This window comes from Acidobacteriota bacterium, assembly GCA_016715115.1.
In the GTDB taxonomy this organism is placed as follows: Bacteria; Acidobacteriota; Blastocatellia; order Pyrinomonadales; family Pyrinomonadaceae; genus JAFDVJ01.
Genome location: JADKBM010000011.1, coordinates 574,663 through 586,975, shown reverse-complemented (window position 1 = coordinate 586,975; position 12,313 = coordinate 574,663). Strand labels below are relative to the sequence as shown.

At 61.6% G+C, this 12,313-nt stretch carries 2 protein-coding genes; one reads left to right on the top strand and one right to left on the bottom strand.

Annotated elements, in window-relative coordinates; translation table 11 throughout:
* Window positions 1-57: 57 nt before the first annotated feature.
* On the top strand, window positions 58-405 hold the full coding sequence (locus IPN69_11200) for a hypothetical protein (protein MBK8811281.1): 348 nt from the start codon (window positions 58-60) through the stop codon (window positions 403-405).
* A 625-nt stretch (window positions 406-1,030) separates the two neighbouring features.
* Here IPN69_11200 and IPN69_11195 read toward each other — a convergent pair.
* Entirely contained in the window at window positions 1,031-12,112 is an 11,082-nt protein-coding gene (locus IPN69_11195) for a hypothetical protein (GenBank protein ID MBK8811280.1), read from the bottom strand.
* Window positions 12,113-12,313: the final 201 nt, after the last annotated feature.

Sequence of the window (12,313 nt, the reverse complement as noted above, 5' to 3'; positions counted from 1 at the left end):
GGGCGTGGAGTTTCCGTCTGATCGTTTTGATTATCGGTTTGAACCGGCCTCAAACCCGTGCTGACTGATTGGGCGAAAGTCACCACGCTGTCCCATTTGGATGCAAGGACGATTGAGGAAACCAATGTCAATAAAAGACCAATGACGATGACTCGGGCTGACTTGGACGAACGGTTGACGATGCTCATAAGAATTCTCCTGAATGCGAAAGCGCTGGGGCCGGGCGGCAAAATGGTATTGTGGCAACGGTTTGTTCAAAACCGGGCGGACGAAACTCCTGATTATTTATTAGTCGGAACGGGGCAAAACTCACCCCAAACAACCGGTAAAAGAAAAACGGGGGGAAATCCTTTGTTGTCCGGGAATTTTTTAATGTGCGGCAAAATTAACGCGATACGGCGCTGATGTCAAGCCGAGAACCTCCGTCCGAGGCCTGTGACGCGGGCTCGAATAGGCGAACGATTTGACCTGAAACAGGGGTTATCGAATTCCCTTCTCGCGAAGCACTCCAAATACACGAAACACATCCTGTTTTTTGCTCGTTTCGCAGGCAATTTCGGCCCTTCGAGAAACAGGTGGCTTCGTTCCAAGCCGACCGGAGCTTAAGCTGACTGGAGCGCAAGCTTCCCTGACTGAAGCGCAAGCTTCCCAGCTTGCCTGAGCGCGGAGCGCGAAACGGCCTCTGACTTTTGACGCGCCGGAGTGCGGAGTCGGCGGCGGCCGAAAAAAAGACCGGGACACTCCGTTTTGGAATGTCCCGGGTTGGTTGGACTGCGTTTGCGCTCCGGCTTGCGTGACGCGGGAGGCTTTTTCGCGCTCCGCGCTCAGGCAAGCTGGGAAGCTTGCGCTCCAGTCCCACTTGCGCTCCAGTCGGCAGCCCGGCTTGCGTGACGCGCGCGGCTTTTTCGCGCTCCGCGCTCAGGCAAGCTGGGAAGCTTGCGCTCCAGTCGGGAAGCTTGCGCTCCAGTCGGGGAGCTTGCGCTCCAGTCGGGGACACTTGCGCTCCAGTCCCACTTGCGCTCCAGGGCTTTTACGGGGTTACCGTCGAGAACGGGATCGGAATGTCGGTTCCGAGTCCGAAGTTCGTCGTCGTGTAACTGTTGTCCCAACTCGAGAGCACGTACCAGACGCCGTCGCGGTAGATCGCGAAGTCGGTCTGGCCATCGCCGTCGTAGTCGGCCGGGACCGGCACGTCAGTCGCGATTCCCCATAGTTGGTACTGCGGCAGTCCGTTCGAACTGCGGAGCACATACCATTGACCCTCGGACGGACGGAAGACCGCCGCGTCGGTTCTGCCGTCGCCGTCGTAGTCTCCCGGTACGAGCTTGTCGCCCGTCGTTCCGAAGTTGATCGTCGTGACCGCGAACGAATCCGACAGGATCCACCACGTACCGGCGCGCCAGACTGCGAAGTCCGCCTTGCCGTTGCCGTTGAAGTCGCCGGACGTTGCCTTGTCGCCGGTCGTTCCCCACTGGATGAACGTCGTGTTGCCGCCCGGATTCGAGAGGCTGCCGCGATAGAAGAACGTGCCCTGCGCGGCGGCGCGGAAGACCGCGATGTCGGCCTTGCGGTCGCCGTCAAAGTCGCCCACGACCGTCGGATCGTCGCCCGTCTGCCCGAAGAGCTCCAGGCGAACCGTGTTGTTCGAGCTGTTCAGGATGAAGAACTGCGCGACGTTCGCCGCACCCGGACGCCAGACCGAAATGTCGGTCGTGCCGTCGCCGTCGTAGTCTGCCGGCGTCAGGACGTCGCCTTCAAGCCCCCATTCGTACGAAAGGAGATTGTTGTTAGTCGTCCGGCGCCACCACCACTGCGACGTGCCGCTCGGGATCGTCCGGTAGATCGCCAGTTCGGACTGGCCGTCACCGTCGAAATCGGTCCGGTTGCCGATGGCGTTAACGATCCTCACCGTCGCCGGATTCGGCGTGCCGATGACGGCGCCGCCGGTCGGCGCGCTCAGAGACAGACCGAACGACTCGTTGCCCTCGTACAGGAAGTCGAGACAGACCGTCAGAACGATCGGTTTCGTCGTTTCGCCGGCGGCGAAGCTGACCGTTCCCGATGCCGTGATGTAATCGACTCCGGCGGTGCAGCTCGCGCCCGCGGTCGCCGTTCCGGTGGTCGTCCCGAAGCTCGCGCCGACGGCGTTGCCGGTCGCCCCGCTGCGGGTCGCGTTGACCGTCAGAGTGAGCGCGTTCTCGCGGACGTAATACGATTCCGCGCTGAGCTGAATGCTCGGTTGGCTGTCGTTCTCGGTGATCGTCACCGTCGCCGGGTTCGGACTGCCGATGGTCGCGCCGCCGGTCGGCAACGAGAGCGTCGCGTCGAACGTTTCGCTGGTTTCGAACAGGACATCGTCGCAAACCGCGACGTTGAACGTCTTGCTCGCTTCGCCGTCGGCAAGCGAGACCGTGCCGCCGGTGTTGACATAATCGACCGCGCCGCCGCACGAAGCGCCGCCCGTGGCCGTTCCGCCGCCGAGCGCATACGTCGCGCCGACCGCGCCGTCGGTGCCGCCCGTGCGGTTGACCGTCAGCGTGACGGTTCCGGCACCTTCGCCGACCGAAAACGTCGCCGAGCTGAACGCGAGCGTTCCCGGAACGAGGACCTTTTCATCAGCGCCGATGTCCGGCGTCGCGTCGCGCGTCTGACCGTCGATGTCGTTGGTCACGCCGGCGACCGTCGTTCCCTGGCTGATCACCGGGCTAACCGCCTGGAGATGCAGGTCGGTGACCGGATTGACGAACGCCGGATCGACGAACAGCGAGTTCGCGTCGTCGGCCACGGCCGCCTGCCAGAGCGCGAGGGTCGCGTAATCGGTGCCGGCTCCAGCCGCCAGAGAACCGCTGCGGAAGAATCCGGCGTTGGCGCCCGAGGCGAAGAACGCGTTGTAGTTCGAATCGAGATTGGCGAACGTCGTTCCCAACGTGCCGATCGCGTAACTCTTGGCGTTGACGCCGCCGCCCGATGACGTCTGCGTCGTGTAGAAAACGTTGTCGCGAAGCTCGACCGGAACGTCGCCCGCAAGCGCAATGCCGAAGCTCGGCATTTGGCTCGCCACGGCACCGCGGTCGCCGGTCATCGAGACGGAGTTGAAGTAAACCTTCGTGTTCGATCCGGTGACGCCCGCGACGAATATGCCCGCCGTGATATCCGGCGACGTCGAAGGCGCCGAAATTCCGGAGATCATATTGTTGACGATCGTGTTCGCGCCCGCCGGATCGCCGGCGATGGCGATGCCCGCGGCCGAGAATCCGGTCGTGCTGGTGCTTGCGATGCCGCTGATCTTGTTGCGCGCGATGAGCGCGTTGAAGACGCCGCCGCTGGTCGTCGAAGTGCTCGTGACGTTCTGGATGCCGGCGATGATGCCGATCGCATCCGCACCCTCGTCGGCGACGATGCCGCCGATGCTGTTCATCGTTACCTGGATGCCGTCCTGGAAAAAGAAGAATATGCCTGCTCTTCTCATACGGTCGGCGCCCGTCGCGCTCAAATCGTTCATTGTGATCACGTTTCCGGTGTTCGGATTCGCGGCCGAGATCCCGTTGTTGAAGATTCCGATGAACGAACGTTTGAACGAGCAGTTCTCGATGCGGTTATTGTCGTTGTCGGTTCCGGAATTGCCCGGAGCGACCGCTCCCATATGGATGCCGATCAGGGTCTGCGTCGGATCCTGGCCGAGAACGTTGACGTTGCGAACCGTGTTGTTCTGCGCGCCGTTGACGCTCGAACCAAACGCGATGACCGCGCCGGCCGTCGCCGTCGTGCTCGTGTTCTGAACCGTCAGCTCGCGAAGGGCGGCGTTGCCGCCGACCTGATTCGCGGTACCGCCGGTCGTCGAACCGTCGATCGTGACGCGGTCGGCGTCGACGAACCGCAGCAGTCCCGAAGCGTTCGCGCCGCTGATCGTACGCGGACCGCCGAAAGGTTTGATCGTCAGCGTGTAGCCGCCGACGCCTTCTTCGGTCAGCTGGTTGAGCGCCACCGTTCCGGTCTCTGCCGTCAGATCGCTCGTGATGTTGATCGTCAGATTGCCGGTCGCGACGCCGGCGTTGAGCGCCTCGAAGAGTCCGCCCGGGTTGGTCAAAGACGTAAAGTTTCCGCCCGTGCCGACGGTGTACGTGCCGGTGTACGGAAGCGAAATGATGTACGAACTCGGCGGCGACGGCGGCGTCGTCACGGTGTTGACGTTGACGCCGACAAAGCCGATGCCCGGATTGGCCGCCAGATTGCCGACGGTGTCCTGCGCGACGACGAAATACTGGATCGTGTCGCCCGGCGACCCGCTTCCGCCGCCGACCAGACTGAGATCGATCAGACAGTTGTAGGCGCCGTTCTGCGGCGTGCCGCTCGAAAGCGTGCAAGCCGTCGAGACGTAGCTCATATCCGTCGATTTCTTGAAATAGATGCGCGGACTGTTGCCGCCCGAGGCGACGCCGGTAAAATCGCTGATGTTCACCGACAGCGTTCGATTGCCGGTTGTCGAGGCGTTCGCCAGCGGCGTATACGTGATCAAGGGAGCCACGCCGTCCAGGAAGACGCCGTCAAACTCGTCCGCGCCGATGTCCGGAGCGAACGCGCCGCCGTTGACCGAACCCGTCGGTCCCGGACGCGTCTGTCCGTCGATATCGGTCGTGATGCCCGGAACCGCGACGCCGCCCGATTCGATCGAGGTCGGTGTCAGGCCCATATTCAAATGGAGATCCGAAACGTTGTTGACGAACGTCACGGGGATTCCCGAATAGCTCGCGCCGTCGCTCGACGACGCCGCTTTCCAGCCGGCGAACGTCTGATCCGCCGTCCAGAAACCGACGGTCAACGGATTGGCGTTGAGAACGTTGTTGTTCGAAGCGCCCGCCGGCCAGCCGGTCGCGCTCGTCGTCGCGCCGAGGTTGTTGGCGATTGCATAGTGCTTGCCGGTTCCTCCCGAACGCGTGTTGTTGAAGATGTTGTTGCGAACATCGACGGTCATCGTCCGCGCGGTCGCCGTAAAGTCGCCGCGCATAAAGCCCATCGTCGAATACGCGCCCGACGTGACGGTGCCTTCGATGTTGACCGTATTGTAGTAAATGCGATCGACCGGGTCGGGCGTCGAACCGTGATTTCCCCAGATTCCGGCGAAGATCGTGTTCGTCGTCTGACCGTTGCCGATCGAGATCATATTGTTCTGGATCGTCAGGTTGCCGGTTCCCGAACGGATGGCGATGCCCGTGACGACCGCCGGGAGCGTCGCCGACGTCGTCGTGCTCGCGTTGCTGAGGCCGTAGATCACGTTGTTCGAGATGACGGTGTTCGTCGCCGAACCGTGCGTGATGCCCGCGACGACCGTCGCAACGGCACCGGCGTTGATCGCCGAGATGTTCGAGATCCGGTTGCCCGAGATCGTCGAATTGATGCCCGGCAGGAACTGGATTCCCTGCGCCGCCGCGTTCGCGCTCGAAATGCTCGAAACCGCGCCGCTCGTGATCAGGTTGTTGATGATGTTGTTCGAGATCGTCGCCGTCGCGGTCGCGCTCGACGTCGTTCCGGTCTGAATCCCGCGGACGAATCCGGAAGTGCTCGTGCCGTACGACGAGAAGTTCTGGATCGTGTTGTTCGAGTAATTCGAAATCGCCGGGATCGACCCCGAAGCCTGATTGATTCCGGACGCGAACGAAGCGCCGGTCGTCGTGCCGTTAATGCCGGCGCGCATATTCTCGGCGGTCGAGTTTCCGATCGTGTTGCCGGTGATCGTCATCGAAGCTGCCGAACCCGAGATCGTGATGCCGAAGACGCCGCCGGCGACGGTCGCCGTCGGGCTCGACGATCTGAAGGCGCCGAACGTGTTGTTGGCGATCAGGACCGTTCCGAGCGACGACGAATTGATGCCGACGACCGAACCGCCGGTCGTGGTCGGTGTCGCGACGAGCGAGTCGAGTCCGGTCGTCGCGCCGAAGGTGTTCGGCGTGACGTTTCCGACGTTGACGTTGCCCGAAGTTATGCTCAAGCCGCACAGGACGCCGTTCGACGTCGAAGCGCCGCTCGATGTCGCGAGGCTGATCGAGGCGACAGTGTTGCCCTGGACAGACGTCGCCGAGTTCGTGCCGACGCCGAGGTTGATGCCGACGAAACGCGTCGCGATCGTGCCGCCCATCGTGTAAACGCCCGTTCCGTTGGCGGCGGCGTAACCGATGGTGTTGCCGCTGACGGTGTAGCCGGAGCCCGACGTCACGTTGATGCCGTTATGCGTCGAGGCGGTCGTGTATGTGCGCGGCGCCGTCTGGAAGATCTTGTTGTTGCTGATCGTCCAGCCGTCGTTGTTGCTGTTGATGTTCAGACCGTTCGACGCGCTTGAAGCGTTGAAGAAGTCCGAAATGTTGTTGCCGGTGATCGCGTTGCCGCTGTTGTCGATCGACACGCTCGAACCGAACGAGTACACGCCGTTGAGCGGAAGATTCGCCCCGGCGGCGGTGATGTTCGAATCGGTTACCGCGTTGTTGTCGTTTCCGGTCGTCGTTCCGGTGCCGAAGTAGATGACGCCGAAAGAGGCGTCGCCCGACCCTTGGGCCGTGATCTTCGTGACGGTGTTTGCCGTCGCGTCGTTGGCGAACTTGATCGTGCTCGACGCGCCGAGTCCGGCATTGCTGAACGTCAGCGAGTTGCCGCCGGTGTTCAGACCGTCGATGGTGACATTGTCCGCGCCATTGAGATCGACGAGCGCGCCGACGAACGAGCCCGAAACGGTCCGCGCGCCGCCGCCTGACGGGTTGATCGCGACCGACGAATACGAGGCCGAACCCGTACCGCTGGCGTTAAGGACCGCCGACGCGGCTTCGGTCGTGTTGCCGCAGATGTTGATTTGAATGGCTCCGGTGTGCGTTCCGGCGTTGATCGCGTCGAACGCCGCCTTGAGCGTCGCATAACCGGTCAAAGGAGCCGTGATCTCGACCGGCTGCATCGTCGAGCAAAACGCCGGATCGTTTTCAGTGATCGTCAGAACGGCCGTGTCCTGCATTCCGAGCACGCCGCCCGTCGGGCTCGTGAGCGCGAGGTTGACCGTCTCGTTGCCCTCGAAGACGCTGTCGACGCAGGTCGTCACGCTGAACGTTTCGGAGACGTCGCCCGCGACGAAGTTCAGCGTTCCGCTGTTGTTGATGTAATCGACTCCGGCGGTGCAGCTCGCGCCGCCGGTGGCCGTGCCGCCGGAAACGGTCGCAAAATTGACCGACACCGCATTTTCAGTTGCGCCGCTGCGCGTGACGGTGATCGTCGCCGTCGGATTTGTCCCGAGGTTCTCGGCCAGGCCTTCGGTGATCGTGTAGGTCGCCGAACTGAATTCCATCGAAGGCTGCGCGTCGTTGTCGGTGATCGTCAGCGCCGCCGTTGTCTGCATTCCGAGCGTCGCGCCGCCGGTCGGGTTGGAAAGCGTCAGGTTGACGGTTTCGTTCCCTTCGAAGAGCGCGTCGTCGCACACGGTGACATCGAATGTCTTGCTCGTTTCGCCGTTCGCGAAGTTGAGCGTGCTCGACGCGTTGACGTAGTCGACGCCCGCGCCGCAGGCCGCCCCGCCGGTGGCCGTGCCGCCGCCGGTCGCGTAATCGACCGACACCGCGCCCGCCGACCCGAGTGTCCTTGAAACCGTGATCGTCACCGTCGGTCCCGCTTCGCCGACCGAGTAGGTCGGACCGCTGAACTCCAGAACGCCCGGCGAAGGAAGTTCGTCCGCCCCTATCTCGGGCGGTGACAATCTCGTTTCGCCGTCAAAATCGTCGGTGACCGCCGCGATCGTAATGCCGTCGTTGGCGACGCCGCTGCCGGCCTGCAGATGCAGATCGTTGAGCGGATTGACGAACGTCGGGTCGATCTCCTGCGAGTTGGCGTCGTCCGCGACCGCCGTCTGCCAGAGGGCGAGCGTCGCGTAGTCGGTTCCGGCTGCGGCAACCAAGGAACCGCTGCGGAAGAATCCGGCATTGGCGCCGGTCGAGAAAAAGTCGTTGTAGTTCGAATCGAGGTTCGCGAACGTCGTCGTGACCATTCCGATGGCGTACGACTTGGCGTTCACGCCGCCGCCGGATGCGATCTGCGACGTGTAGAAGTTGTTGTTCTTGAGTTCGACGGTCGGGTCCGCACCGGTGACGGCGATGCCAAAGCTCGGCATTTGAGTCGCAACCGCGCCGCGGTCGCCGGTCATCGCGACCGAGTTGTTGTAAACGCGAGTCGAAGATCCGGTCGCGCCGATTACGAAGACGCCGGCGACGAGATCCGGCGACGTCGACGGAGCGGTGACGCCGGTGATCATATTGTTGACGATCGTGTTGGCCGTTCCCGCGCCGCCCGCAACCGCGATACCCGCGGCCGAAAAACCGACCGTCGAAAGGCTTGCGATGCCGTTGATCTTGTTTCTAGCAACGAGCGCTCCGGTCACTGAACCGGAAGTCGTGACCGTCGAATCGACGCCCTGCGTGCCGACACCGATGCCGATCGCGTCGGCGGACTCATTCGTCTCGGTCGCGATGCTGTTGTCGGTGATCTGGGCTCCGTTGTCGTTGAAGATCACGATGCCAACGCGCCGGACGCGATCGGTCGTCGTCGCCGAAAGATCGTTGAACGTGATTACCGTGCCGGTATTTTGATTCGCGGCGCTCGCGCCAGCCGAATAAATCCCGTAAATCGAGCGCTTAACCGTGCAGTTCTCGACCCGATTGCCGTCGTTGTCCGTTCCGGCCGTACCCGGCGAGTTGCCGCCAAGCAAAATTCCGCCAAGCGTTGTCGTCGGGTCCTGTCCGAGGACATTGACGTTCTTGATCGTATTGTTCTGTGCGCCGTTCGTTCCCGACCCGACATTGATCACGACCGCCGATGTTCCGGTGTTCGTGTTTTGGATCGTCAGTTCGCGAAGCGCAGGGTTCCCGCCCGCGACCTCTTCTTCAGCGAACATTGCGGCCGTCGATCCGTCGATGCGGACGCGGTCGGCGCCGTTCAGTTTGATCAAAGCGCCGGTGTTGGTTCCGGAGACCGTCCGCGGCGCGCCGCTCGGTTTGATGAGCAGCGTGTAGTTCCCGGCGCCGTCTTCGGCCCATTGATTGAGCGCGACGGTCCCGGTTTCAGCGGTCAGATCACTCGTCAGGTTGACGGTCACGTTGCCGGTCAAGACGCCGTTGTTGACCGCCTCGAAAAGTCCGCCGACATTTGTCAGCGAAGTAATCGTTTCGCTTGCGCCGACATTGATCGAACCCGAGTAGGCGACGGAAATCAAATACTGGTTCGGCGACGTCGGCGGAGTTGTGACCGTATTGACGTTGGTGCCGCTAAAGCCCGAGCTCGGATTCGCCGTGAGATTGCCGAGCGTGTCCTGCGCGACGACAAAGTAGCGGACCGTGTCGGTCGCGACGACGCCGCCGACCAGCGAATTGTCGATCGTACAGTCCCAGACACCGTTGTTGACCGTTCCGGTCGAAAGCGCGCATCCGGTCGAGGAATACGCTCCCGCGTTCTTGTTGAAATAGACGCGCGGCGCGTTTCCGCCGGTTGCAACGCCGGTGACATCTGTCAGTGTGACCGAAAGAACCCTATTGCCGGTTGAGGCGGTATTCGCCAAAGCCGAGTAGGAAATGCCCGGTCCGGCCAAATCGATGCCGCTATAGTTGCCCGCATCGGCGCCGATATCGACGGGCGTCAGCGATGCCCGCGTTTGACCGTCGAAGTCGTCAATTACGCCGACGTCGGCGCCGTTGCCTTCGGCGACCGTCGGATTGGTCGGGTGCAAATGAAGGTCGGGAGTCGGGGCGGTCGCGGCATTGAACTGCGGATCGACCGAAAAACTGTTCGCGTCGTTCCCGGTCGCTGACTGCCAGTTCGCCAAGGTCAGCTGGTCGATCAAGTTGAATCGACCGACGAATCCGCCTGTCCCGTTGGCAAACAGGATATTGTTATTTGACGTCAACCCGCCCGGAGCCGGCGCCGTTCCGCCGACCTGGATGGCATAGTGTTTGGAGGTAGCCGCACCGTTGCTGCGGGCGTTGAAAAAGATATTGTTCCGGAAATTACGCGTGTTCAGCGTGATCGAACTTTGAAAGGCAAAGGAATTCGCGGTTCCGGCGGCTACACCCGTTCCGCCGATGTAAACGCTGTTGTGATAGAAATTATCCGTCCCCGCGATCGTCTCGGCGATGCCGTTGATCTGCGGGCTGTTGGCGGTCATATTGCCGCCGAGCGCGACCATATTGTTCTGGTACGTCGTCAGGCCGCCCTGCACGTTGATGCCGTTGACAGTCGCCGTGGCGCTCGTCGTGTTCGGCGCCGAAATCGTGTGAATGAAGTTTCGCTGGACGTTATGTGTTCCGGTCGTCGCTCCGTTGTACTGCATCCCCGTCACCCAAACCGCCGCGGCCGGATCATTGTTGGCGAGGGAACGAACCGTATTCTGCGCGACGTTGTTGCCGATCGTCGCGCTGCTGTTGTCGATCCAGAGGCCGATCACCGAGGCCGCAGACCCGGTTCCGACGTTCGCCGCGCTCATCGATAAATTGCCGATCGTGTTGCCGGTCGCAACGCAGGCGCCGCTTTGGCAATAGAGACCGATCGTTCGGGACGAAGTCGACGCCGTGGTGTTCGTGATCGGTGCCGCCGCCGAACCGATCGTGTTGTTCAGAATCGTGTTCGTAACGGCGCTGGCGGTGAACGCGCGGATTCCGTAAAAGACGACGCTGCCTACGCCGCTGTTGTTCGAGACGATGCCGCCGACGTTGTTGTTGGAAACATTGGCAACGGCCGACGGGAAGTAATAGATGCCGAAGATCTCCGATGCAGAACCGTTGTTGTTGGTGATCGAAACCGACCCAGCGCTCGTCAAACTCCCGATAGTGTTGCCGGTCACGTTTCCGATGTTCGCGACGCCTGAATTGATGCTGATGCCGACAAAGGACGCGGTCGTCGACGTGCCGCCGACAATGCCAGACATATTGATCCCGGCGATCGTGTTGCCCTGAATGCTCGAAGGGGTCAGCGTTGACGCCGACGAGATGTAAATCCCCAAGAACTTGGATCCGGTACTGCTGCCGACGAAATTGGTCGTCCCGGTTCCGGCGGAGTTGGCGAAGCCGATGACGTTGCCGCTGATCGTATGTCCATCGTTTCCGGTCGAGCTGGCAGCCTGGATTCCGGCGAGGATCGCGCCGGTCGTTTGGGTGCGCGTGGCGGTTTGATAAATGCGGTTGTTGCTGATCGTCCAGCCGGTATTGCCGCCCCCGAGATAAACTGCGTTGGCCTGCGCCGCTACGTTGAAATAATCGAACAGATTGTTGCCCGTGATCTGGTTGCCGCTATTGTAAACGGCGGTAGTTGTCGTCGAGCCGTTGCCGTAGATCAATTTGGTCGGCAAATTCGCTCCGGCCGGGCCGATGTTGTTGTTGGAAATGATGTTGTTGTCGTTGCCCGTCGCGACGGCACCCGCGCCGAACCAAATGTTGCCGCCGTTGGTGGTCGTCGCCATCGTTGACGACCCGAGGATCGAGCTGTTGGTGATCGTGTTGTTCGTGGCGTCCGCCTGTAATCGTATCGTCGAGGTTCCCGATGAGGCTGAGACGGTCGTGTTGGCGATCGTCAGAGAATTGCCGCCGGTGTTCAATCCGTTGATCGTGACATTGTCGGCGCCGTTTAAATCGATCAGCGGACTGCCCGCCACCGTCGCGCCGGTGATCGTCCGCGCGGACCCGCCGGCCGGCGATATGGCGATGGAAGTGTATGAAGCCGCGCCCGAACCGCTCGCATTCAGTATGGCGCTCACGGTCGTTTCATCGGTATCCCCGCAGACGTCGATGCCGATCGTCCCGGTATGCGTTCCGAGATTGATCGCGTCGAACGCCGCTTTGAGCGTCGCGTACGCCGTCGGCGTCGTCGTGCCGCCGGATGATTCGATCTCGATCGGACCCGCCGTGTCGCAGGTTCCGATGGTCATCAGCGGCCCCGGATTGACCGGCAGTTCGACGCGTTCAGACGCACCGAAAAAGGCGGCAAAGCCCGAAAAGGCGCTGATCCGCGTCAAATTCGAGGCGAGCGCGACGGTCGCGATGATGGCCAGACAGATAGCGGTCGCAACATAGCGACGTGAATTCAAGAACGACGGCTTACGCATATAGAAAATTCTCCAAAGGCAACTACTTGTCGAAAAAAAGGACGGTTTCCGGCTCGAATCAACGGCCGGAGCAAAAAAACTGCGAACGGACTGTTCCGGAATCACCTCGTGCGGTTCAGGAAGAACGCGGCGGCTACCCGATTTTGATGACGATGCACAAAAGATAAGTTCAAATCCTAAGCGATGTCAAGCGGGTATCAG

Bases quoted from the DNA above. Each gene is read 5' to 3' on its own strand.
- IPN69_11195 (MBK8811280.1), bottom strand. From the start codon at position 12,112: ATGCGTAAGCCGTCGTTCTTGAATTCACGTCGCTATGTTGCGACCGCT.